The 23,724-nt window shown below is 46.2% G+C and carries 29 protein-coding genes; 26 read left to right on the forward strand and 3 right to left on the reverse strand.

Annotation, left to right across the window (positions count from 1 at the left end):
- Positions 1–44: 44 nt before the first annotated feature.
- The 10 genes from AC1RRX_RS06025 to AC1RRX_RS06070 all read left to right on the forward strand — a co-directional run bounded on the left by AC1RRX_RS06025 (position 45) and on the right by AC1RRX_RS06070 (position 6,747).
- On the forward strand, positions 45–563 hold the full coding sequence (locus AC1RRX_RS06025) for a ribonuclease H-like YkuK family protein (RefSeq protein WP_144463978.1): 519 nt from the start codon (positions 45–47) through the stop codon (positions 561–563).
- 140 nt (positions 564–703) lie between these two features.
- Positions 704–895 carry an antirepressor AbbA gene (gene abbA, locus AC1RRX_RS06030; RefSeq protein ID WP_007409618.1) on the forward strand — a complete coding sequence of 64 codons (192 nt, stop codon included), beginning with the start codon at positions 704–706 and terminating at the stop codon, positions 893–895.
- A 143-nt stretch (positions 896–1,038) separates the two neighbouring features.
- Positions 1,039–1,482 (forward strand): cyclic-di-AMP-binding protein CbpB, encoded by a 444-nt coding sequence (gene cbpB / locus AC1RRX_RS06035; RefSeq protein ID WP_003154608.1) that lies wholly within the window; start codon positions 1,039–1,041, stop codon positions 1,480–1,482.
- 139 nt (positions 1,483–1,621) lie between these two features.
- A complete protein-coding gene (ccpC, locus tag AC1RRX_RS06040; RefSeq protein ID WP_007611101.1) occupies positions 1,622–2,503 on the forward strand; it encodes a transcriptional regulator CcpC in 882 nt (293 codons plus the stop codon).
- A gap of 112 nt (positions 2,504–2,615) precedes the next feature.
- Positions 2,616–3,089, forward strand: a complete 474-nt coding sequence (locus tag AC1RRX_RS06045; RefSeq protein ID WP_012117440.1) for a flavodoxin — start codon at positions 2,616–2,618, stop codon at positions 3,087–3,089.
- Positions 3,079–3,972: a WD40/YVTN/BNR-like repeat-containing protein gene (locus tag AC1RRX_RS06050; protein WP_094032399.1), complete on the forward strand. Its 894-nt coding sequence runs from the start codon at positions 3,079–3,081 to the stop codon at positions 3,970–3,972. The genes AC1RRX_RS06045 and AC1RRX_RS06050 overlap by 11 nt, the downstream gene beginning before the upstream one ends.
- A gap of 26 nt (positions 3,973–3,998) precedes the next feature.
- Complete coding sequence (locus tag AC1RRX_RS06055) at positions 3,999–4,454, forward strand: flavodoxin (protein WP_033574618.1); 456 nt, start codon at positions 3,999–4,001, stop codon at positions 4,452–4,454.
- 81 nt (positions 4,455–4,535) lie between these two features.
- Positions 4,536–5,246 carry a 2,3,4,5-tetrahydropyridine-2,6-dicarboxylate N-acetyltransferase gene (gene dapD, locus AC1RRX_RS06060; protein ID WP_007409623.1) on the forward strand — a complete coding sequence of 237 codons (711 nt, stop codon included), beginning with the start codon at positions 4,536–4,538 and terminating at the stop codon, positions 5,244–5,246.
- 70 nt (positions 5,247–5,316) lie between these two features.
- Complete coding sequence (locus AC1RRX_RS06065; protein WP_094032400.1) at positions 5,317–6,441, forward strand: N-acetyldiaminopimelate deacetylase; 1,125 nt, start codon at positions 5,317–5,319, stop codon at positions 6,439–6,441.
- A gap of 60 nt (positions 6,442–6,501) precedes the next feature.
- A complete protein-coding gene (locus AC1RRX_RS06070) occupies positions 6,502–6,747 on the forward strand; it encodes a YkuS family protein (RefSeq protein ID WP_003154596.1) in 246 nt (81 codons plus the stop codon).
- 33 nt (positions 6,748–6,780) lie between these two features.
- Here AC1RRX_RS06070 and AC1RRX_RS06075 read toward each other — a convergent pair whose 3' ends face one another.
- Positions 6,781–7,587 carry a mechanosensitive ion channel family protein gene (locus tag AC1RRX_RS06075; protein WP_025649509.1) on the reverse strand — a complete coding sequence of 269 codons (807 nt, stop codon included), beginning with the start codon at positions 7,585–7,587 and terminating at the stop codon, positions 6,781–6,783.
- Positions 7,588–7,874: 287 nt separating this feature from the next.
- Between AC1RRX_RS06075 and AC1RRX_RS06080 the strand changes: the two genes are divergently transcribed.
- Together AC1RRX_RS06080 and rok are read left to right on the forward strand one after the other, a co-directional pair.
- Positions 7,875–8,333: a redoxin domain-containing protein gene (locus AC1RRX_RS06080; RefSeq protein WP_094032401.1), complete on the forward strand. Its 459-nt coding sequence runs from the start codon at positions 7,875–7,877 to the stop codon at positions 8,331–8,333.
- A gap of 451 nt (positions 8,334–8,784) precedes the next feature.
- The gene (rok, locus tag AC1RRX_RS06085; RefSeq protein ID WP_012117447.1) at positions 8,785–9,381 is read left to right on the forward strand and encodes a transcriptional regulator Rok; all 597 of its coding nucleotides are present in this window, start codon (positions 8,785–8,787) and stop codon (positions 9,379–9,381) included.
- A 20-nt stretch (positions 9,382–9,401) separates the two neighbouring features.
- Here rok and AC1RRX_RS06090 read toward each other — a convergent pair whose 3' ends face one another.
- Complete coding sequence (locus tag AC1RRX_RS06090) at positions 9,402–10,394, reverse strand: coiled-coil domain-containing protein (protein WP_012117448.1); 993 nt, start codon at positions 10,392–10,394, stop codon at positions 9,402–9,404.
- A gap of 145 nt (positions 10,395–10,539) precedes the next feature.
- On the opposite strand from AC1RRX_RS06090, the gene AC1RRX_RS06095 reads away from it, so the two are divergent.
- The 14 genes from AC1RRX_RS06095 to sipT all read left to right on the forward strand — a co-directional run bounded on the left by AC1RRX_RS06095 (position 10,540) and on the right by sipT (position 23,326).
- Complete coding sequence (locus AC1RRX_RS06095) at positions 10,540–11,142, forward strand: molybdenum cofactor guanylyltransferase (RefSeq protein ID WP_094032402.1); 603 nt, start codon at positions 10,540–10,542, stop codon at positions 11,140–11,142.
- A 51-nt stretch (positions 11,143–11,193) separates the two neighbouring features.
- A complete protein-coding gene (locus tag AC1RRX_RS06100) occupies positions 11,194–12,213 on the forward strand; it encodes a molybdopterin-synthase adenylyltransferase MoeB (protein WP_094032403.1) in 1,020 nt (339 codons plus the stop codon).
- 17 nt (positions 12,214–12,230) lie between these two features.
- A complete protein-coding gene (locus tag AC1RRX_RS06105; protein WP_033574615.1) occupies positions 12,231–13,523 on the forward strand; it encodes a molybdopterin molybdotransferase MoeA in 1,293 nt (430 codons plus the stop codon).
- Complete coding sequence (mobB, locus tag AC1RRX_RS06110) at positions 13,484–14,005, forward strand: molybdopterin-guanine dinucleotide biosynthesis protein B (protein WP_007409631.1); 522 nt, start codon at positions 13,484–13,486, stop codon at positions 14,003–14,005. Before AC1RRX_RS06105 ends, mobB begins: the two co-directional genes overlap by 40 nt.
- Positions 14,006–14,476 carry a molybdenum cofactor biosynthesis protein MoaE gene (locus AC1RRX_RS06115; protein ID WP_007409632.1) on the forward strand — a complete coding sequence of 157 codons (471 nt, stop codon included), beginning with the start codon at positions 14,006–14,008 and terminating at the stop codon, positions 14,474–14,476.
- A complete protein-coding gene (moaD, locus tag AC1RRX_RS06120) occupies positions 14,473–14,706 on the forward strand; it encodes a molybdopterin converting factor subunit 1 (RefSeq protein ID WP_007409633.1) in 234 nt (77 codons plus the stop codon). Before AC1RRX_RS06115 ends, moaD begins: the two co-directional genes overlap by 4 nt.
- Before the next feature lie 323 nt (positions 14,707–15,029).
- A complete protein-coding gene (gene yknW, locus AC1RRX_RS06125) occupies positions 15,030–15,728 on the forward strand; it encodes a YknW family membrane protein (protein ID WP_015417378.1) in 699 nt (232 codons plus the stop codon).
- A gap of 1 nt (position 15,729) precedes the next feature.
- On the forward strand, positions 15,730–16,866 hold the full coding sequence (locus AC1RRX_RS06130) for an efflux RND transporter periplasmic adaptor subunit (RefSeq protein ID WP_012117453.1): 1,137 nt from the start codon (positions 15,730–15,732) through the stop codon (positions 16,864–16,866).
- A complete protein-coding gene (locus tag AC1RRX_RS06135) occupies positions 16,867–17,559 on the forward strand; it encodes an ABC transporter ATP-binding protein (RefSeq protein ID WP_007409637.1) in 693 nt (230 codons plus the stop codon). It begins immediately after the preceding gene.
- The gene (locus AC1RRX_RS06140) at positions 17,556–18,749 is read left to right on the forward strand and encodes an ABC transporter permease (RefSeq protein ID WP_015417379.1); all 1,194 of its coding nucleotides are present in this window, start codon (positions 17,556–17,558) and stop codon (positions 18,747–18,749) included. The genes AC1RRX_RS06135 and AC1RRX_RS06140 overlap by 4 nt, the downstream gene beginning before the upstream one ends.
- Positions 18,750–19,031: 282 nt before the next feature.
- The gene (locus tag AC1RRX_RS06145; protein WP_015417380.1) at positions 19,032–19,787 is read left to right on the forward strand and encodes a DeoR/GlpR family DNA-binding transcription regulator; all 756 of its coding nucleotides are present in this window, start codon (positions 19,032–19,034) and stop codon (positions 19,785–19,787) included.
- Positions 19,784–20,695 carry a 1-phosphofructokinase gene (gene pfkB / locus AC1RRX_RS06150; RefSeq protein WP_003154572.1) on the forward strand — a complete coding sequence of 304 codons (912 nt, stop codon included), beginning with the start codon at positions 19,784–19,786 and terminating at the stop codon, positions 20,693–20,695. Before AC1RRX_RS06145 ends, pfkB begins: the two co-directional genes overlap by 4 nt.
- Positions 20,696–20,709: 14 nt before the next feature.
- A complete protein-coding gene (locus AC1RRX_RS06155) occupies positions 20,710–22,614 on the forward strand; it encodes a PTS fructose transporter subunit IIABC (RefSeq protein ID WP_025284667.1) in 1,905 nt (634 codons plus the stop codon).
- 130 nt (positions 22,615–22,744) lie between these two features.
- Positions 22,745–23,326: a signal peptidase I sipT gene (sipT, locus tag AC1RRX_RS06160; RefSeq protein WP_003154568.1), complete on the forward strand. Its 582-nt coding sequence runs from the start codon at positions 22,745–22,747 to the stop codon at positions 23,324–23,326.
- Positions 23,327–23,363: 37 nt separating this feature from the next.
- On the opposite strand, the gene AC1RRX_RS06165 is transcribed toward sipT, so the two are convergent.
- Positions 23,364–23,633 carry a hypothetical protein gene (locus AC1RRX_RS06165; protein ID WP_144463977.1) on the reverse strand — a complete coding sequence of 90 codons (270 nt, stop codon included), beginning with the start codon at positions 23,631–23,633 and terminating at the stop codon, positions 23,364–23,366.
- Positions 23,634–23,724 lie beyond the last annotated feature (91 nt).

The following is a 23,724-nucleotide window of genomic DNA, read 5'->3' on the forward strand; positions in this document are numbered from 1 at the left end:
CTTGTTCGTTTGGTTGTAGACTCTGGAAAGAGGAGTGTCCGTACATGGCTGATTCTTTTCTGTTTTATAATCTTTCTGAGGCACAGATGACCTTTCAAGACGTGACGGAGCGGCTGAAACGCTTTGTCAATAAAGACCCCCGTTCAGCATACGTGCTGTCTGTAGGGACTGATTCACAAGTTTACCGCGACTTCACAAAGTTTATTACGGCTATACACTTGCACCGTACAGGCAAGGGAGCTTGGGGCTGTTTGAAAAATCATGATCTTGCAAGACCGATACATAGCCTTCACGAAAAAATTTCGCTGGAAACCGCGTTCAGCCAGGAGATGGCTGCGCATATCCTCGACGGCCGTCTTATGGAACTGACAGATTTGCTCTTGCCTTTTGCGGACGAAGGGGCGGATCTTTCATTTGAAGTGCATCTGGATATCGGTCAAAAAGGGCTGACAAAAGAATTGATACAAGAAATGACCGGCCGCATTACCTCGATGGGCATTGAAGCGAAAATCAAGCCCGATTCCTGCACAGCATTCAGTTATGCCAATCGTTACACAAAATAATATTTCATACAGAATCCGCAAAATGTCGAATTATGCGGTTGACGATTTTTTTCTGTTTACTTATTCTAGCGGTAGAGCTGAAAGCAAATTTCACATTGCTTTCGGAGGTATTCAGTTAAAAATAGGGGGCCTGATTACGTATGAGTCTTATCGGTGAACGATTTACGGAAGAAGAACAGAAACTTCTGCTGAATATCCTGATCAATCAAGAATATGCCATTGAGCTTTTGACCAGCGAAATCAACGATATAGAAGCAGGGTCAAAAAGCGTCGATGGAACCACTTATAAAAAACTCGTAACGCTCTATGACCGTTTTCGGAACGAAAATTAATCAGCGGCCTATAAATTGATACTCGATTGCAAAGAGTATCTTTTTTATTGACGGAAACTTTTCGACAAAAAATGATAATGTTTATATTATTGCAATATAGGGAATACATGCTTTGATGAAAAATGTAAAGGGGTCGAAGTGACATGATTAGCTTACAATCAGATCAGCTTCTTGATGCAACAGTCGGACAATTTATGATCGAGGCGGATAAAGTGGCGCACGTTCAAGTCGGAAACAACCTTGAACATGCTCTATTAGTGCTGACGAAAACCGGCTATACCGCCATTCCCGTCCTCGACGCTTCGTACCGTCTGCACGGTTTGATCGGGACAAATATGATTATGAACAGCATTTTCGGACTTGAACGGATCGAGTTTGAGAAGCTGGACCAAATTACGGTTGAGGAAGTCATGCTGAAAGACATTCCCCGTCTCCACATCAATGATCCGATTATCAAAGGGTTCAGCATGGTCATTAACAACGGCTTTGTCTGCGTTGAAAATGATGAAGGCGTCTTTGAAGGCATTTTCACGAGAAGAGTCGTGTTAAAACAGTTGAGCAGTCATATCAGATCATTGAATAAGTAGGCTCGCACGATCAGCCTATTTGTTCTTTTGCATGCCGGAAAAAGAAAACGCATACATATGAGTGGCGCTTGCCTCGGCAGCCTTTATTTTATTAGAATGGTAGATAAGAAATACGAAAGGCATTGAAAAGGAGGACGACATGCAGCTTCAAGAGCTTCATATGCTCGTAGTTTTAGCTGAGGAATTAAACATGAGGAAGGCTGCCGAACGGTTATTCGTGTCACAGCCGGCTCTGTCCCAGCGATTGCAGACCATTGAAAAAGCCTGGGGAACAAAGATCTTTCTAAGATCTCAAAAAGGACTTACGGTAACGCCGGCAGGAGAAAAAATCATACAATTTGCAAATGACGTCACGGATCGGCAAGAAAGAATCAGAGAAAACATTGATGAACTTGAGGGTGAGATTCACGGCACATTAAAGCTTGCCGTCGCCTCCATTATCGGGCAGCACTGGCTTCCGAAAGTGTTAAAAACATATGTGGAGCGTTATCCGAATGCAAAGGTCTCTCTCATTACAGGGTGGAGCAGCGAAATGCTGAAAAGTCTGTATGAAGATCAGGTACATATCGGCATTATCCGGGGAAATCCTGAATGGAAAGGCCGGAAAGATTATTTAATGACCGATCATTTATATTTGGTTGATACGGAAATTTCCTGTATTGATGATATAGCCCATACCGATCGGCCGTTTATCCAATTCAAAAGTGACAGTACATATTTTCAGGAAATTCAGCATTGGTGGCATCAAAAATTCAAAACCTCGCCGAAACAGACCATCCTTGTCGATCAGATTGAAACGTGCAAGCAGATGGCGCTGCACGGGATCGGTTATGCCATTCTGCCGTCAGTCACCTTGGAAGAGGAAGACAAAGTAAATAAAATGCCCCTGCTTGATACAAAGGACCATCCGATCGGCCGTGACACATGGCTGCTCGGATATGAGCCGGCATTTGAATTAAAACAAGTGCAGGCTTTTGTTTCTGTCATTAAAGATATGCTGAAGCAGGAACGCCCATTTTAGAAAGACAGCAATCATGCTGTCTTTTTTTTATTTTTTATTGACAATGAAAATCATTATCATTTAAAGTGTTATATATGTTAATGAAAATCATTATCAATTACGAGGTGATCATATGCAGAAAGCATTAATGATATACGCAAGCATGTCGGGGAATACAGAGGATATTGCCGGCATTATAAAAGAAACACTGAGCGGGCATCAGATAGCAGTTGACTGTCTCGACATGGACGAAGCAGATGCGGATTCTCTCGAAGCGTATGATTATGTTTTTGTCGGCACGTACACATGGGGGGACGGTGATCTTCCTTACGAAGCGGAAGATTTTTACGAAGATATTCTGCACAGCCAGCTCAACGGACTGAAAACGGCCTGTTTCGGTTCAGGCGATCACGCCTACCCGAAGTTTTGCGAAGCGGTCACGCTGTTTTGCGATGCGTTTGAACAGGCCGGAGCCAATTTATATCCGGAAACGCTGAAAATTGAGCTGGCGCCCGAGACGGCTGAAGATCAAGAATGCTGCAAAGAATTTGTCCGCGGTTTTCTTGCATGGGCCGCTCACCACGGAGACCGGTGCCATGTTTCATAAAGGCGCGACGGCTGTCATGGCATCAGTATCTTCGGGATTTTTTGTCGCAGTGAAAGGCGAAGGTATTTTTCATTTTTCGGCGGAAGAAGGCTGGAAAAGACTGTTCCAAGTGAAAAGCAGAATTCATGTGCTGACTTACATAGGGCCCTACATATTCGCGGCTGGAGAAAAAGGCGCCGTCCTCAGATCAGCCGATCAGGGAAAGACTTGGACGGCGTCCCGGTTTCCGACCAGCGCCTCCGTATGGGCCGTTGCCGGGCGGAATAACGGGTTTGTCTGTGCCCACGGCACATACTGCCTCTACTTATCTGATGATTTCGGCGTCACTTGGCATGTGGCTAAGCCCTTTTCACAATTAAAGGAGCCGCCTGTCATCCGTTCGCTTTGTTTACACGGTCAGACGATTTATATCGGCACCCGGATTCATATGAATCATGGCGGCATTTGGGCGTATGATCTGAAGGAAGAACGCATCCGGCGTATAAGCCGCGAAAGGCAGCGCATGACGGCTTCAATGATGATGTATCAGAATGACTGGCTCATTGCAGTAAAGGGCGCGGCAAAGGGAGAACGGGGCGAGGTTGCCGTCCGAAACGTGCGGACGCAAGAGGAGTTTGCCATTACAGCCGGGCCCGCCGTACGGGAAAAATCATTTCTCGACGTTTCTGAGGATAACGGGATTATTTATGTCACATCGTCACAGGACGAAAACGGATTTTCGCGTATTTATCAAGCTGATCTCGCCGCCGGTGAATTAAAGTGGTTTGATACGATCCGCGGTCACGGATGGCGGGTGGCCAACCGGGAAGAAAACTTTTTTTGCGCGGGCCTTTACGAAAGTAAGTTTGTCAGACCGTATGAGGCGGTACGGCTCGCACATTAGTTTTTATGCATAAAGGAGAGACGAAGATGGGGAATGTATTGCTTGTTTACGCTACAATGTCAGGAAACACCGAGGCGATGGCGGATTTAATTGAAAAAGGGCTGATCGAAGCACAAGCATCCGTAGACAGATATGAAGCGATGGATCTTCATGCCGAACTTTTTAATGATTACGAGTATATTTTATTAGGCACATATACGTGGGGAGACGGGGATCTTCCTGATGAAATGCTCGATATTGCTGAAGATATGGAAAACCTGGAGTTTACGGGAAAAACATTTGCTTTGTTCGGTTCCGGAGATACGTCCTATGAGTTTTTTTGCGGGGCGGTTGACGAATTGGAAAAAGTAATCAAAACCCGCGGCGGGCGGGTGGTGCTGCCGTCGGTCAAAATTGAAAACAACCCTGAGGGCAGTGAGGAAGAAGAGCTCCGGGAATTCGGAAGACAGTTTGCCGCGCTGTGCAGCCAGCCGGCAGAATAAAGGCTTGTTCCTTTTTTTCTTGTCTTTGTATCCTTCCTTTGTTACAGTAATGAGGTAGAAAATCAGAGGAGGACAATACATATGAAAATGATGGATGCAAATGAAATTATTTCATTTATTCAAAATAGTACAAAATCAACGCCTGTAAAAGTGTATGTAAAAGGCGATCTTGAAGGAATCAGCTTTGGCGATTCCGCTAAAACATTCCTGAACGGCCAATCCGGCGTCGTTTTTGGCGAGTGGGCTGAAATTAAAAGCGCAATCGAAGAAAACAAAGACAAAATTGAGGATTACGTCATTGAAAATGACCGCCGCAACTCTGCGATCCCGATGCTTGATTTAAAAGATGTTAAAGCGAGAATCGAGCCCGGCGCTATTATCCGCGACCAAGTCGAAATCGGCGACAATGCCGTTATCATGATGGGTGCGTCTATTAATATCGGTTCAGTCATCGGCGAAGGTACGATGATTGATATGAACGTTGTTCTCGGCGGACGTGCGACTGTCGGCAAAAACTGCCACATCGGAGCGGGTTCTGTATTAGCGGGCGTTATTGAGCCGCCTAGCGCTAAGCCTGTAGTCGTGGAAGACGACGTTGTGATTGGCGCAAATGCGGTTGTGCTTGAAGGCGTAACAATCGGTAAAGGCGCGGTTGTCGCTGCCGGAGCCATCGTTGTAAATGACGTCGAGCCATATACCGTTGTAGCGGGAACACCTGCGAAAAAAATCAAAGATATTGATGAAAAAACAAAAGGCAAAACAGAAATCAAACAGGAATTACGCCAGCTGTAAGGAATGGTTTGATAGAATGGGCGTGGATGATAAAATCCACGCCTTATTCTTATCTCAAGGAGGAATACATATGGAAAAAGAGCGGCTCATTGCCATCCGAAGAGATCTGCACCGCATTCCGGAGATCGGCTTTCAGGAATATAAAACCCAACAGTACCTGCTGAATCTATTGAACCAATATCCGGAGGAAAGAATTGAAATCGAAACTTGGAGAACCGGCATCTTTGTCAAAGTCAACGGCACGGCTCCGGAAAAAATGCTCGCCTACAGAGCGGATATAGACGCTCTGTCGATTGAAGAGCAGACGGGGCTTCCGTTTGCATCTGAACACCCCGGTTTTATGCACGCATGCGGCCACGATATGCACATGACCATCGCGCTCGGCATTATTGATCATTTTGTCCATCATCCCGTCAAACATGATCTGCTCTTTTTATTCCAGCCGGCTGAAGAAGGACCGGGCGGAGCGGAACCGATGCTTGAAAGCGATGTGCTGAAAAAATGGACGCCGGATTTGATTACCGCTCTCCATATAGCACCTGAGCTTCCTGTAGGCACAATTTCCACCAAAAGCGGATTGCTGTTTGCCAATACGAGCGAACTCGTCATCGATCTTGAGGGGAAAGGCGGGCATGCGGCATATCCGCATACAGCAGACGACATGGTCGTCGCCGCGAGCACGCTTGTCACGCAGCTGCAAACGGTCATATCCAGAAATACGGATCCGCTTGACAGCGCTGTGATAACTGTCGGAACGATTACGGGGGGCACGGCGCAAAATATCATCGCAGAGCATGCTCATCTGGAGGGAACTATCCGGACGCTTTCCGAGGAATCAATGCGTATGGTGAAAAAGCGGATTGAAGAGCTTGTCAAAGGAATTGAAATCGGCTTCCGATGCAAAGGAAAAGTCACGTATCCGTCCATTTATCATCAAGTTTATAATACAAGCGGCCTGACCGAAGAATTTATGCAATTTGTCAGCGATCATCAGCTTGCTGAAGTGAGAACGGCGAAAGAAGCGATGACCGGAGAAGATTTCGGATATATGCTGAAAAAATATCCCGGCTTTATGTTCTGGCTGGGGGCCGATTCATCCCACGGGCTTCATCACGCCAAGCTGAACCCGGATGAAGATGCGATGGAAACCGCGGTAAATGTCATGGTCGGATATTTTTCGAAGTATGCCAATTAAATCCGAAAAGAAGAATAATCTAACAAAAATTGAGCATTCTACATAACGGAGGTGTTCAATATGACGAAAAAAATTGGAATTGAACAATCTTTATCGGATGTAGAACAGGCGTTAAAACAAAAGGGATATGACGTAGTGATGATGAAGACTCCTGAGGATGCGAAGAATTGTGACTGCTGTGTCGTAACCGGACTTGACAGCAATGTCCAAGGAATTGCCGATACGTCAACTCAGGCTCCCGTCATTACGGCTTCCGGAATGACCGCCGACGAAATCTGCAGCGAAGTGGAAAAAAAATTTCATTAAAAAGAAAAAACCGAAGCTTACGCTTCGGTTTTTCTATTCGGCGGAAGCGGCGTTTTTAAAACGGTCGAGCGCGATTTTCATTTCTCTCCGCAGTACGCGTTCAACCCGCCATTGCTCCATATTTTCTGTTTTGGCAATGATTCTGATCACCATTTCTGACGAGCTTAAATCCTGAACCCCGATGACGTCTGGCCCTTCCTTAATCTGCGGGAGCTCAGCGGCTGCTTTGTCACACGCGGTTTGCAGGATTTGAATGGTTTCATCAAGATTTTTTTCAAGCGGCACTTTAATATCGACAAGCGCCTGCATCGTTCCGCGGGAATGGTTGCTCACATTCGTAATGCCCCGGTTGGGAAGATAGTGAAGCGTGCCGTCAAAGCTCCGGATTTGCGTCGTACGGAGACCGACCTGCTCGACAATGCCGCTGTAGCCGGCAACCGTAATATAATCGCCGACGTCGATCTGTTTTTCCAAAAGGATAAAAAATCCGGTGACGATGTCACTGACAAGCCCCTGAGCCCCGAAGCCGACTGCGAGACCGACCACGCCGGCGCCGGCAATGAGAGCGCTCGGATTGTAGTGAAATAAATCCAAAATCATTACGATAAAAACGAAAATCAGGATGTATCCATATACATTAAGCGCGAGGCTTCGCAAAGTATAAGCGCGGCCTGTGGAGAGGTTGTTTTGTTGCTCGAATTTCTGAAACAGATGCTTGATCAGCTTTTTTCCTGCCGTCCGGAAAATAAAGTACGCTAAAATAATGAGAGCCAGCTTTATGATGAAAATCCCGGCAGATGTGAGAAGCCCGGCCCAGTCAAAGTGTTTTAAATCAATCATAGTGTGTCTTCCTTTCAAGTCTATTGCAGAAAAAGCTAAAAGTGATATACCCGTTTTTAAAATAAGATAAACCTTTTAATAGAAACCAGTTATTTCATTTATGATTTGTTCATATTGCCCGGTTTCAATATCATCATTTTTGTGAAGATATGAACTAAGGAATCGCCACACTCATTTTAACATGGTGATTCAGCCAAATCATATCCTTTGGAGGGAAAACAGGAGAACGTTGCCCGGCGGAACTGAAAGCCCCGGCAAAAAACCTTTTTCATAAGGAGGGAAATAAGATGAAATTACGTCAGCAAATGCCTGAATTGACAGGCGCTAAAGCATGGATTAACAGAGAAGTCACGAAGGAACAGCTGGTCGGCGGAAAGCCGGCACTGATTCACTTCTGGTCCGCCAGCTGCCGCATGTGTAAAGAAGCGATGCCTGAGATGAACGAATTTCGTGATAAATATAAAGATCAGCTGAATGTGGTGGCCGTTCACATGCCCCGTTCCGAAGACGATCTTGACCTTGAGAAAATCAAGAAAACAGCGGCTGAACACGATATCTCTCAGCCGATTTACGTCGACAGCGATTATACGCTGACTGAAGCATGTGAAAATGAATATGTGCCGGCTTATTACCTTTTCGATAAAACCGGACAGCTCCGCCATTTTCAAGCGGGAGGAGGCGGGATGAAAATGCTTGAAAAACGTGTCAGCCGAGTACTTTCAGAAACGGAGCAGGCTTCTGAGTAATCGGGACAATCTCCGTCGGACTATTGTCTCGGTTCTGCAAACCCTTTGCCGTTTAGGTAACAGGGTTTTTTTGTGCCTATTGGATAAAAAATTCCAATATGGCATGTGCGGCTTTAAAATAAGAGAAACAGCCGTAAACACGCTGTACCGCTTGTTTTATCGATATCATTATCTTTTACATATTATAGTCGAAAATTGTAGATATCACGCTAATTTTCATTAAACAAGTAATTTCAAGTTATATTTTGAAATGGTTGAATAAATTGGAACTTTGTCCAGAATCCCCTATATGATAAGGGATTTTTGTATATAAAGTACCATTTTCAGAAAATAAGCAATTTTTCATAGAGTAAATAAAATAGTAAAATGATAAAATAATAGTTGATAAAATTACTTTTGTAATCTAATATCTTAATAAAAGCGTTTAAATTTTTGACAGGGGGTTTTACACATGTTTAATGAAAGAGAAGCGCTGCGCTTACGTTTAGAACAATTGAACGAAGCAGAGGTAAAAGTCATTCGTGAATATCAAATAGAACGTGATAAAATATATGCAAAACTGAGAGAATTAGACAATACAGGCAGCCTGTCCGATACAAAAAAAGAGTTTCGTCCGGAGAAAAAAAGTGACTCTCTCCCGGTGCTTGCAGAGCTTGCAGCACAGGAAATGAGAAGCTATCAAAAGCCGCAGGCACAGCCTCAATCCTCCCAGCCGCAGATGCAGTCTATTACGTCTCTTCCTGCCGGCATTCCAGACGGTTCTACAAGAAGAAGAAGAGGGACGGCGAGACCGGGATCAAAAGCGGCAAAACTGCGCGAAGCAGCGATTAAAACATTGAAACGCCACAATGCAGCGATTAAAAGTTCCGAACTGCAAAAGGAAATTGAAAAGGAAAGCGGCCTTGAAATTCCTAATATGACAACATTTATGCAAAGCTTAATTAAAATGTATCCGGAAGTGAAAAAACCATACCGCGGCCAATATATTCTTGAGGGAGAAATTTCTCAGGAAACAGCAGAAACGGCAAATGATACGGCTGCTGAATAAAACAGTAAAAACTGCTTGCGTTACTCAAGCAGTTTTTTTGCGCTTTCCCGCTTATTCTGCGGAAGTGACGCCTCTTTTCCAGGCTTTTTTTCAAGCTTGACGACATATTTTTGGAAAGGCTTTTCGCCGTCAGCACGTTCTTTCAACGCATCCAGTTTTTCATCAAACGACTGATCGCGGGACTCTGATTGTACAAATTGTTTTTGCAGGGAGATGACTTGTTCGGTAACGGCTTTAAGCAAGTCTTCTGCCTGAACAGTCTCTTTGGAAACAGAAGGGATTTCCAGAGCTTGTTCCGCCGGTTCCGCCGTGCGGCTGTCAATATCAGCAAAATGGCCGGCAATCCAAGCATCACTTTCGTCCAGCTGCCGTTTATACGAAAGAATGGTTTCTTGAAATAACTTTTCTTTCGTTTTTTCTATTTCTACAAGCCGTTCTTTTGTTTCTAGTATTCGATCTCTCATATGATTAATTTCTATTTTAATATGTTTAAGCTGGTATTCTTTTTCTATCATTTGTGTTTGGAGCCGGGTATTTTCGTCTGCAGCGGCATGATAACGCTGTTTCATATCTTCGTGAGAAGTCCGTTCAGTTTGAATGGCGGTCTCAAGTGAGCGGATGCGGGTATGTAAGTTTTTATTTTCTTCTTCAAATTTTACATTTGTAAGATGCAGACGGTGCTTTTCTTCCATCTCATTTTTCCGCCGAAACGTTTCCTGCTGAAGCAGTTCTTGCAGAATGACGATTTTATCGAGCAGCCCGGCTCTGATTTCATGCAAAGAACGTTCCGTGTCACTTGTCTGTTTGTGTTTTTGAGCCATGGCTTCCAATTCGTCAGAAAGCTTGTGAAGCCGCTCTTTAATATTGGCGTTTTCTTCCTGAAGCTTATTATTTTTTTGATGGAAGTAGCTTGCTTCAAATTCTGAAATTAATTTTCTGCATCTGGAAAGTTCGGATTTCAAGTAAAGGTTCTCTTGAGAAGTGTCGTGGAAAAACGGACCGGATATTTTCATAAGAACCATCTCCCTCATGATGTTAACACTACAATATGGGAAAGGATCAACGGCTATTCCTCTTAATTAAACAGACAAGCACCGTAATATTGTATTTCGGCTGAGGCGTTTGCTATGCTTTTATATAGAATGGGAGAGAGATGACATGAAACGGGTGAATGTAATATTAGCAGGGGGAGCTTCCCGAAGATTCGGAGAACCGAAAGCTTTTGCAAAGTGGAAGGGCGGCATGTTTTATGAACAGGCGAAAAAAGCCTTCGGCGGCGGAGAAACGGTAATTATCAGCCGCCCTGAGCATATAAAAAAGTTCTTATCAAACAGAGAGCGGCATGTTTTGGCCGATGAGCCGCGGTTTCGGGAAATGGGCCCGCTTGCCGGCATATATACGGCAATGAAACAAACGGAAGGCGAAACATATACGGTCATATCCTGTGACACGCCGCTCGTGACAAGAAAAACGATGGCTGCGCTTGAAATGAAGCTGACGGGAAATCTGGACGCTGTCATACCGGTTTGTAAAAACAGAGAGCAGCCCCTCTTGGCGGTTTACCATAAACGGGTGCAGGATGTGCTTTTTGATCAGCTGACACAAAACAAACTGAAAATGACAGACACGCTGAAACGGCTGTCTGTCTGTTATGTGCAGGCTGAAGACATCGGCGCCGGTCCGGAGGAGTTCGCTAATATCAACACACAGGACGATTACACCAGACTTTTGGCGCATGTCGAGTCTTCAAATCAGGACTGATCGGGAAGAAACATGGTATGATGGAAATAAAAATGCAAGGGGACAACACAGATGGAAGAGCGCTATTCGCGGCAGACAAGATTTAAGCCGATAGGGGAAAAAGGGCAGCAGGCGCTGGCTGACAGCAGTGTCCTGATTGTCGGAGCCGGAGCTCTCGGAACAGCCGCGGCAGAGGGCCTGGCAAGAGCCGGAGCGGGCCGTATGGCGATTATTGACCGGGATTATGTGGAATGGAGCAATTTACAAAGACAGCAGCTGTATACAGAAGAAGACGCGAGACAGCGCCTGCCGAAAGCAATGGCGGCCAAGGCGCGTCTTTTGGCGGTAAACAGTGATATACATATCGATGCTTACGCGGCGGAAGGTACGGCGGAAACGCTCGAACCGCTGATCGAACAAGCGGATTGCATCGTGGATGCGACAGATAATTTTGAAACGAGAATGGTCATCAATGATCTGGCGCTGAAAACGAAAACACCTTGGATTTACGGGGCCTGTGTCAGCAGTCAGGGAATGTGCATGACGATTATTCCGGGGGTTACGCCGTGTTTATCCTGCCTGTTTGAGCAAATGCCCGTGGGCGGAGCGACATGTGATACAGCAGGTATCATACCTCCGGCGGTTCATATCGTCTCTGCTTATCAGCAGGCTGAGGCGCTGAAATTGCTGACAGGAAATCATGCGGCGGTAAATCGGCGCTTTTTCACGTTTGACGTGTGGAATAACACCAATATGAGCATAAATGTGGATCAGATCAAACGGGATCATTGCCCTTCCTGCGGCGCGGAGCCCGTATATCCGTATCTGCAGCCTGAAAACAGGCCGAAAGCAAGCGTGCTGTGCGGGAGAGACACCGTTCAAATCAGATCGGAAGCCTTAAAGAGGCTGGATAAAGAAGAGCTTGTCAAACGTCTGAAGCAGATCGGTAAAGTGGAAGTAAATGAATTTCTGCTGCACATGGCGTATGAGCGCTTCAGAATCGTTATTTTTCAGGACGGACGGGCTTTGATTCACGGTACAAACGATATAAAAGAAGCAAATTCAGTTCTGGCCAGGGTGATCGGACTGTAGGAAGGGGAGATATTGCTATGCTTGAAAAAAGAACGCCGATTCAGGTGGACGAAGCAGTCCGCCGGGTGAGCCGGTATAAAAAACAGGGGGATACCGAATGGGTGGCGCTTGAGGACAGTCTCCACCGCTATTTGGCGGAGGATGTTAAGGCGGATCATGATGTGCCGGCCTTTAACCGTTCCCCGTATGACGGGTTTGCCATCAGGGCGAGCGATTCAAAAACGGCTTCCCGTGACAATGCCGTCACCTTTGAAGTCATTGACCATATCGGAGCCGGCGCCGTATCGGAAAAAAAACTCGGCCCTTATGAAGCGGTCCGCATTATGACGGGGGCGCAGATTCCAAAAGGCGCGGATGCCGTAGTGATGCTTGAGCTGACAAAAACGTTTTCTGAAAACGGGACGAATTACATGTCAGTGAAACGCCCTTTCCATGCGGGCGATAATATTTCATATCAAGGAGAAGATACGAAAAAGGGCAGCTCGCTATTAAAAAAAGGGACGAAAATCACGCCGGGCGTAACCGCTCTTTTAGCAACCTTCGGCTATGCTTCCGTTCCCGTGGTCAGAAAGCCGGTTGTCGGCATTATCGCAACGGGGACCGAGCTTCTTCATGTCAGCGATCCGCTTGAGCCGGGGAAAATCCGCAACAGCAACGCTGCGATGGTGTATGCCCAGGTCATTGAAGCGGGCGCGGTGCCGCTGAACTTAGGGAAAATCTCCGATGATTTTGATGACAGCTATGATGCGGTGAAGGAAGCTATGAAAAAAGTTGATTTTCTGATCACGACCGGCGGCGTGTCAGTCGGCGATTTTGATTTTCTTCCAGACATTTATAATAAGCTCGGAGCGGAAGTTCTTTTTAACAAAGTGGCAATGCGCCCGGGAAGCGTGACAACTGTCGCCCGGGCCGATGACATGCTGCTGTTCGGCCTTTCAGGCAATCCGTCCGCATGTTATGTCGGATTCACCCTGTTTGTCAAACCGATGATTCAGACGTGGCTTCTGAATGAAAAACCTCATTCCGGATGGGCGGAAGCCGTGTTAACAAACGACTTTCCGAAACCGAATCCGTTTACGAGATTTGTGAGGGCATTTGTTTATCATAAGGACGGAAAGATGATGGCGTCACCGGTCGGTCTCGACAAATCAAGCTCAGTCACATCTCTAGCCGAAGCAAACGCGTTTATCCTTCTGCCGGGAGGAACGAGGGGATATGAAGCGGGCCGGACGGTTCACGTGCTCCTCATCCGTGATGAGAATGGAAGTGAATGGCCGTGGTCAATTCTTTCCCGATCGTCCAGATCGTAGGTTTTCAAAACAGCGGTAAAACAACGTTTATTGAACGTGTGCTGAAAGCGGCGCCGAAAGAGTGCGATATTGGATGTTTAAAACATCACGGACACGGCGGAGAACCGGAACCTTTTTCTGACGGAAAAGACTCGGAGCGTTTTTCAAAAGCCGGAGCCGCGGTTACGGCAGTAGAAGGGGACGGCGTCCTGCAGCTTACGGCGCGAAAAAAATGGGATCTGGCGGGTTTGATCAGTCTGTATGAATGTCTGGGAATTGACGGTCTTCTCATAGAGGGATTTAAACATGCGCCGCATCCGAAAATCATTATGATCAAAGACAGCGAAGATTGGCAAAAGCTGAAGCATTTGGAGCGCGTGATCGCGGTTGTCAGCAGAAATACGGAGCATATGCCGGCAGATGCAGGCATGCCCGTATTCCATGCGGACGATCCGGCTGCCATGATGTTTGTGCTTTCGCAGCTGAAAGGGGAATCTGCATAAATGGAACGTTTTCAAATTACAAGGGAACCTATCATTGCGGAAAATATCGTAAAAAAAGTTGAAAAGCGTGAAGCCGGCGCCATCACAACGTTTATCGGCACGGTCAGAGAGTGGACTGCCGGACGGCGGACGGTGCGTCTCGAATATGAAGCGTATGAACCGATGGCTGTTCAAATGCTTTCTCAAATCGGCGATGAAATCAGCGCGAAATGGGAAGGAGCCGAAGCTGCAATCACTCACCGTGTCGGCGTCCTTGATATCGGAGAAGCAGCGGTCGTAATCGCCGTGTCTTCACCGCACAGAAAGGCGGCATATGAGGCGAATGAATATGCAATTGAACGGATAAAACAGATTGTGCCGATATGGAAAAAAGAAATCTGGGAAGACGGCGAAGAATGGATAGGCGATCAGCTGGAAACAACGCCCTATCCGAACGGAAAACCGGATTTGCATAAAGGGGAATCGCGATGATTAAAGTATTATTGTTTGCCGGGCTTGCGGAGCAGGCGGGAACACCGGTCATTGAACTTGACGAAAAAGAGACGGCGGCGTCTGCTGTAAAAACACTGTTAAAGGAACGGTACGGACTTCAGACGATTGACAATGCCATGATCGCAATCAATGAAACATATGTAAAAGACAACAGCATCGTAACAGAAGGTGATACCATTGCCTTTATCCCTCCTGTAAGCGGAGGGTGAAAAAAGAGCCGGATGTGCATCATTGCCATCCGGCTTTTTTGTATATAGGCGCTGAATTCCAGAGAATATTTAAATGGGATTTAAAGGGATTTGCGATTGAGCTGGTTTTGACTGCATGAATAGGCTGAAGACAGTGCCTTCACAAGGCTTTGAGCATCCCGTCGCACGGATCTGACAATGCTTTTTTTTACATAATTATGGAACGTAAAGCTGAGAATTTGTGTTACAATTTAGCATAAATACGCAAACGGCAAAAAAATTGAAACTTCTCTCAGCCTAAAGCGTACGTATAAACAGAATAATACATAGGAGGCATCAGCAATATGGAACCAAACCTGGAAAAAAGCAATACGGCAGTAACGGAAAAGCCGTCAATTTTCGGCGTCATTACAAGTCCTGTTGTGCAGTTTAAAAGATTAAAAGAAAAGCCGGTCATCGGCATTCCTCTCCTGATTGTCATCATTCTTATCGCGGCCGGCAGTATTTTGCGCGGGCTTGGGATGAATTATGAAGAAGTGCTGAACAGCTCATCTCTTGACGGTTTGACGGATGATCAGATTGAAATGACCAAAACCTTCGCTAAATTCGGCTCGATGTTCGGAGGAATCTTCGGGGGCATTATCGCTCTGTTTATCGTTCCGCTCATTTACTGGCTGTGCGTTAAAATTTCAGGCGGCGTGACAACTTACAAAAAAATGCTCTCACTCAGTCTGTTTACGGCATTTATTACCAATATCGGCTTAGTTATTAACGGTCTTGTTACTTATTTTACCGGTGCGGGCTCATTGTATGCCGTAACATCTTTGGCGAGTGTCATACCGGCCGGAGACGGCGTCGCGGTCTTTTTAAGCGCGTTCGACATTTTCAGCATCTGGAGCTATATTCTGCTCGCTTTGGGACTTCGCTATACAGGCGGCATTTCGAAAAAAGCGGCCTGGACTTCCGCGATTGTCCTGTTTGTTATTATGCTTTTAGTTTCGGCAGTCGGAGGACTGTTAAGTTCAGTGACAGCAGGTGTATAACATGAAAAAAATTTGGATCGGAATCGGCATCGCCGTAATTGTTGCAGTATTCATCGGTATCAATATTTATAAGTCTGCCGCTCCCGCGGGCGGCAGCGCCGGGAAAAAAATCGAAACCGGAACCATGGAAAACAGAGAAATCTCCTCTACGGTTATGGTTCCGGGAACACTTAAATTCTCTAAAGAACAGTATGTTTTTTATGAAGCGGATAAAGGAACTCTTGATAAAGTGAAAGTAAAAGAAGGCGACAAAGTAAAAAAAGGGTCGTCGTTAGTCACGTATACAAATGAGCAGCTCAATCTTGATAAAGAACAAAATGAGTTGACAGAACAATCAAAACGGATGCAAATCGAACAAGTTGAAGAAAAACTCAGAGCATTAAACAGCAAGGAACAAGATCTGGCAAAACAAGTGGGAGAAGCGGAAGCCAAAAAACAAATTGAATCCGAACGGACTGATCTGCAGCTTCAGCAAAAAACGGCGGAAATCGAATTAAAGCAATCTGATTTGCAAAAGCAGTCTCTTGAAAATCAGGTGGCGAATCTCAATGTTAAGAGTGAGATGGACGGGACGGTAATCTCGGTAAATCAAGAAGCGGCTTCTAAAAAATCGGATATTCAAGAACCGGTTATACATATAGGAGACCCGGAACACCTGATCGTTGCCGGCAATTTGTCCGAATACGACACGCTGAAAGTGAAAAAGGGCCAAAGCGTTACAATTACCTCAGACGCCATTCCAGGTAAAACGTGGAAAGGGAGAGTGGCGGCTGTCGGCCTCGTTCCTGATCAAAAGTCAAGCGCTGCTTCGGGGGAAAGCACGGAACAAGCCGTCCAGTATCCGTTTCAGGTTAAGCTGATCGGAAACCTTCCGGAAGGCAAACCGGGATTTAAATTAATTATGAACATTGAAACCGACAAACGGAAAGCCGATACGCTGCCGTCCTCCGCAGTCAAAAAAGACGGAGATGAGCACTGGGTCTTTACGGTAAAAGACGGGAAGGCCAAACGCGTGAAAGTTAAAGTCGGCGATACCGCAAATCAGCTTACGGAGATAAAAGAGGGGCTTTCAAAGGATGATAAAGTCATTCTGAATCCGGCTGACGGTTTGACTGACGGAACGGATGTGAAAGCATAGATGATTCAGCTTTCAAAGGTGAAAAAAAGCTATCAGATCGGCAAGGAGACGTTTGATGTTCTTCGTTCAATTGACTTGACGATTGAAGAAGGAGAATATGTGTCAATTATGGGACCGTCGGGATCGGGAAAATCTACGATCATGAATATCATCGGCTGTCTGGACAGACCGACGTCCGGCAGTTACAGGCTTGCGGGCGAAGATGTTTCTTCATGCACTGAAAAAGAGCTTGCGGCGGTCCGGAACAAATCAATCGGATTTGTCTTTCAGCAGTTTCAGCTGCTGCCGCGATTGAATGCAAGAAAAAATGTCGAACTCCCCATGATCTACGCCGGTATCGGCAAAAAAGAGCGTGAGGAACGGGCTGAGCACGCGCTGGAAAAAGTCGGTTTGGCGGATCGGATGCGTCACATGCCGAATGAGCTGTCAGGCGGCCAGAAGCAGCGTGTCGCGATTGCAAGAGCCATTGTGAACGAACCGAAGCTCATTTTAGCTGATGAACCGACCGGCGCACTGGATACGAAAACAAGCATTTCCATTATGGAGCAGTTCACAGAGCTTAATGCAGAGGGCGTGACCGTGGTGCTCGTCACTCATGAGCCTGAAGTGGCGGACTGTACAAACAGAGTGATTTTCGTCCGTGACGGCATGATCGTTTCCCGCGATGCTGAGCAGAGGAGAGTGGGGGAATGAGCCTGTTAGAAAATCTCCGGATGGCCCTCAGTTCCGTAAGAGCTCACAAGCTGAGATCGATTCTGACAATGCTCGGAATCATTATCGGCGTCGGTTCAGTAATTGTTGTTGTGGCTGTCGGCCAGGGCGGAGAGCAAATGCTGAAGCAATCCATCAGCGGGCCGGGCAATACGATTGAATTGTTTTACATGCCCAGTGATGAAGAATTAACAGCCAATCCGAACGCCTTACAGGAAGCGAGTTTTACAGAAGAAGATATTAATGGATTAAAAGGAGTGGACGGCGTAAAGCAGGTTGTCGCTTCCGCGGTAAAATCCATGACGGCCCGTTACCATGAAGAAGACACGGATATTACGCTGAACGGCATTAACAGCGGCTACATGGACGTAAAAAAGCTGGACGTTCAAGATGGACGGACATTTACGGATAATGATTTTCTTTCCGGGAAAAGAGCAGGAATCATCTCGAAAAAAATGGCTGAAAAGCTGTTCGGGAAAACGTCTCCGCTCGGAAAAATCGTCTGGGCCGGCGGACAGCCCGTTGAAGTAATCGGCGTACTGAAAGAAGAGAGCGGCTTTTTATCGTTAGGACTCAGTGAAATGTATGTGCCGTTCAACATGCTGAAAACGTCTTTCGGTACTAACGACTACAGCAACGTTTCCGTTCAGACGGAGTCAGCTGATCAAATCAAATCAACAGGAAAAGAAGCGGCCCGTCTCTTAAATGACAATCACGGTACAAAAGAGGCCTATCAAGTCATGAATATGGAAGAAATCGCGGCGGGAATCGGCCAGGTCACGACCGTCATGACGACGATCATCGGTTCGATCGCCGGTATTTCTCTCGTTGTCGGCGGGATCGGGGTCATGAATATTATGCTCGTATCAGTGACGGAACGGACAAGAGAAATCGGCATCCGCAAATCGCTCGGTGCCACGAGAGGACAGATTCTGACACAATTCTTAATTGAATCTGTTGTGCTTACATTAATCGGCGGCTTAATCGGAATCTGTCTCGGCTACGGGGGAGCATCACTCGTTTCCCTTATCGCAGGCTGGCCGTCGCTCGTTTCCTGGCAGGTGGTTTGTATCGGTGTGCTGTTCAGTATGCTGATCGGTGTCATTTTCGGCATGCTGCCCGCCAACAAAGCATCACGCTTAGATCCGATTGAAGCATTAAGGTATGAATAACCGGCGCCCCATGCAGTCTGCATGGGGTTTTTTTGTGTTTTAATGATTGAATGAATATAATAGACTTTTTTCATTTATGATAAAAAGAAAATGTCATACAATTGTCCCCCTTTTTGTCGAATTTACAGTTTACAAACCCTATGTACATACGTTAATATGAACAAATGTGAAAGATTTTGATAGTTATTGAATGAATTTGAGTGATTTTAGTTGCTAGAAGTAAAAAAAGCGTTTACAATTATCTTGCAGCCGAAATGAATACGTTTCCAAAGGAGGCGGAATATGCTCACTCCTGAAAGGTATCAGCTTATTATTGATCAGATTGAAAAGCGTGATGTGGTGAAGATTCAAGAGCTGATAAGCATGACAAATGCTTCTGAATCAACGATCAGAAGAGATTTATCAACACTCGAAGAGCGCGGATTTTTAAAGCGCGTTCACGGCGGGGCGTCTAAACTTTCCAACAGCAGGCAAGAACCCGATATGCTTGAAAAATCCTCCAAAAACCTTCAGGGTAAACTGAAGATCGCAGAAGAAGCGGCATCTTTATTAGAAGAAGGTGACTGTATTTATCTTGATGCGGGAACAACTACATTGCACATGATTGATTTTATAGATCCATCTAAGGACATTGTGGTTGTCACAAACGGAGTTATGCATATCGACGCTTTAATAAGGAAAGGGATTCCCTTTTATCTTCTCGGAGGATATGTGAAGCATAGAACAGGTGCGATGATCGGCGGCGCCTCATTAACGGCGGTCAGCCAGTACCGTTTTGACAAAAGCTTCCTCGGGGTGAACGGCGTGCACATTGAAGCCGGCTTTACAACACCCGATCCGGATGAGGCTCTTCTGAAGACAAAGGCTGTGAGACAGGCGAAAAATGCGTATGTTTTAGCCGATCCTTCTAAATTCGGCGAGATTTCTTTCGCAGCGTTCGCGGCCTTGGGCGATGCCGCTATCATTACCACTGAAGCTGAAGAACTTGCATTCGATAATTACCAAGAAAAAACTGTCGTAAAGGTAGTGAAACCATGATTTACACTGTAACCCTCAATCCGTCTGTTGACTATATCGTTCACGTTGAAGATTTTGCAGTAGGCGGTTTAAACCGTTCCAGCTATGACACGAAGTATCCCGGCGGAAAAGGCATCAACGTTTCGAGATTACTGAAAAGACACCATGTGCCGTCAAAAGCATTGGGGTTTGTCGGCGGATTTACCGGAAATTATATCACGTCATTTTTGCAGCAGGAAGGTCTGGAAACGGCTTTTTCTGAGGTGGATGAAGACACGCGTATAAATGTAAAACTGAAAACGGGCGATGAAACGGAAATTAACGGACAGGGCCCGACGATTTCAGACGAAGTGTTCAATGCCTTTTTAGAACAGTTCTCCGCTCTGGAAGAGGGAGACATCGTCGTTTTAGCGGGAAGCATTCCTTCTTCCCTGCCGCATAACACGTATGAAAAAATTGCTGAGGCATGCAGAAAGCAGAATGCCCGGGTAGTGGTGGACATCTCCGGTGAAGCGCTGATGAAAGCGACAGAAATGAAACCGTTTTTGATGAAGCCGAATCATCATGAGCTTGGGGAAATGTTCAATACGGTCATTGATTCAGCCGAAGCTGCCGTTCCTTACGGTAAAAAATTGATTGAACAAGGCGCTGAACACGCGATTGTTTCGATGGCTGGCGACGGTGCGCTTTTATTTACGAAAGAGGCGGTTTTCCTCGCCAATGTTCCTAAAGGAAAGCTTGTCAATTCGGTAGGCGCGGGTGATTCCGTCGTCGCGGGATTCCTTGCGGGAATTTCAAAACAGCTGCCTTTGGAAGATGCGTTCCGTTTAGGAGTTGCTTCCGGAAGCGCGACGGCATTTTCTGAAGAACTCGGAACTGAAGAGTTTGTACAGCAGCTTCTTCCTGAAGTTAAAGTCACACGTCTATAGAGGAGGAAAGAAAAGTGAAGATAACTGAGCTGTTAACAAGAGATACAATTCATCTCAATATAGAAAGCAAAGAGAAAGAAAACGTTATCGATGAAATGGTGACAGTGCTTGACAAAGCCGGCAGATTAAATGACAGAGAGGCTTACAAAGCAGCCATTTTAAATCGTGAAAGCCAAAGCTCGACGGGAATCGGCGAAGGCATTGCCATTCCTCATGCGAAGACGGCGAGCGTCATTAACCCGGCCATCGCATTCGGCCGTTCAAAAGATGGTGTGGATTATGAATCATTAGACGGTCAGCCGGCACACCTGGTCTTTATGATTGCGGCAACCGAAGGAGCGAATAATACGCACCTTGAGGCATTATCAAGACTTTCAACGCTTCTCATGCGTGAGGAAATCCGCAAACAGCTTCTTGAAGCTGAATCAGAAGATGCGATCATTGACATCATCAATCAGCATGACAAAGATGACGATGAGGAAGAAGAAGAGCAGGAAGAACAGGCAGCGCCGTCAGGAAAAGGCAAAATCCTTGCCGTTACGGCATGTCCGACAGGTATCGCCCATACGTTTATGGCAGCTGACGCACTGAAGGAAAAAGCGAAAGAGCTCGGCGTTGACATTAAAGTCGAGACAAACGGCTCAAGCGGTATCAAACATAAGCTGACGGCTCAAGAAATTGAAGACGCGCCTGCGATTATCGTGGCGGCTGATAAACAGGTTGAAATGGAACGCTTTAAAGGCAAACATGTTCTTCAAGTGCCTGTAACGGCCGGTATCAGACGTCCTCAGGAACTGATTGAAAAAGCCGTTAACCAAGATGCGCCGATTTACGAGGGCAGCGGCGGAGGATCTTCCGCTTCAAATGAAGACGGCCCGAAACAGAAATCAGGCACAAGCATCGGAAGTACTTTCTATAAACACTTAATGAGCGGTGTCAGCAACATGCTGCCATTTGTCGTCGGCGGCGGAATTCTCGTTGCGATTTCATTCTTCTGGGGAATTCATTCAGCTGATCCGAAAGACCCGACATACAACACGTTTGCCGCAGCGCTGAACTTTATCGGCGGCGATAATGCGTTAAAACTGATCGTTGCCGTTCTTGCCGGATTCATTGCAATGAGTATTGCGGACCGTCCGGGATTTGCGCCGGGTATGGTCGGCGGATTTATGGCTACGCAGGCGAATGCCGGATTCTTGGGCGGACTGATTGCCGGATTCTTAGCCGGTTATGTCGTAGTCCTTTTGAAAAAGCTGTTTGTCTTTATTCCTCAGACTCTTGACGGATTAAAACCTGTATTGATTTATCCGCTGCTCGGTATTTTTATCACAGGAGTTCTGATGCAATTTGTCATAAACACACCTGTCGCAGCGTTCATGAATTTCTTAACAAATTGGCTTGAAAGCCTTGGAACCGGAAACCTTGTTTTAATGGGTATTATTTTAGGCGGTATGATGGCTATCGACATGGGCGGCCCGCTTAATAAAGCGGCGTTCACTTTCGGAATTGCGATGATCGATGCCGGAAACTATGCACCGCATGCGGCCATCATGGCGGGCGGAATGGCTCCGCCGCTTGGAATCGCACTGGCGACTACATTCTTTAAACACAAATTCTCTAAACGTGACCGTGAAGCCGGTATTACGTGCTACTTCATGGGAGCAGCTTTCGTTACAGAAGGCGCCATCCCGTTTGCAGCGGCTGATCCGCTTCGCGTCATCCCTGCAGCCGTTGTCGGTTCTGCGGTAGCGGGCGGGTTGACAGAGTTTTTCCGGGTAACGCTTCCTGCACCGCACGGAGGAATATTCGTTGCATTCATTACGAACCATCCGCTGCTGTACTTAATGAGCATCGTGATCGGAGCGATTGTAACGGCGGTTATCTTGGGAATCGTCAAAAAACCGGTTGCAGAGAAATAAGCAAAAAGCGTCCTTTACGGGCGCTTTTTTCAATCATGTACGCATAGAAGCGTTATGTATTTTATGATGAGTTATGATAAAGTAAAGATGGTACATGAACTGAAACAGTGATCGTCTAGGAGGAACCACGTTGACTGAAGAACAAAAACCTACTTCTGAAAAATCGGTAAAAAGAAAATCCAACACATATTGGGAATGGGGAAAGGCCATCATCATAGCAGTCGCACTTGCGCTGTTAATCCGCCATTTCCTGTTTGAACCGTACTTAGTGGAAGGATCATCAATGTACCCGACATTACATGACGGTGAAAGGCTGTTTGTCAACAAAAGCGTCAATTATATCGGAGAAATCGAGCGGGGGGACATCGTCATTATTAACGGCGATACATCGAAAGTCCATTATGTAAAGCGGCTCATCGGAAAACCTGGAGAAACGGTGGAAATGAAAAATGACACGCTTTATATAAACGGCAAAAAAATCGCAGAACCGTACCTCGCGAGCAATAAAAAAGAAGCGAAAAAACTGGGAGTCAACCTGACGGGAGATTTCGGCCCCGTAAAGGTTCCGAAAGGCAAATACTTCGTCATGGGCGACAATCGGCTGAACTCAATGGACAGCCGGAACGGACTCGGTTTAATTGCCGAAAACCGGATCGTCGGCACCTCGAAGTTTGTGTTCTTCCCGTTTCATGATATGCGTCAGACAAAATAAAAACGCCGCGCTGCCCGATTTGGACAGCAGGCGTTTTTTATTTGGCAAACGAGGCGGCGATGGCGATGAACATTACCGTGGCCAGCACTGATCCGACAATGGCCAGAACGCTGAAAAAAAGATTCACCTGCTGCTTCTCTTTGCCGCGTTTTTCAAGCATCCGTTCTGAAAAGAGATGCGAAAACGTATAAATGAGGGCGATTCCGACGTACAAGCCGATGTCACGTGCGGTAAAGCCTGTGACGGCCAGAAAAACCCCGGTAAAGAAAATCATAAGACAATATTCTGTGAGTGTTAAAAGCTTCAACTTGTTCCTCCGTGATGAATATGTATATATATCTATTGTATCACAGGGCTCCGGGTTTGACGCCTGCATCTTTTCAAACCCGTATATTCGC

It is taken from the genome of Bacillus sp. GW821-FHT11D08, assembly GCF_058808515.1.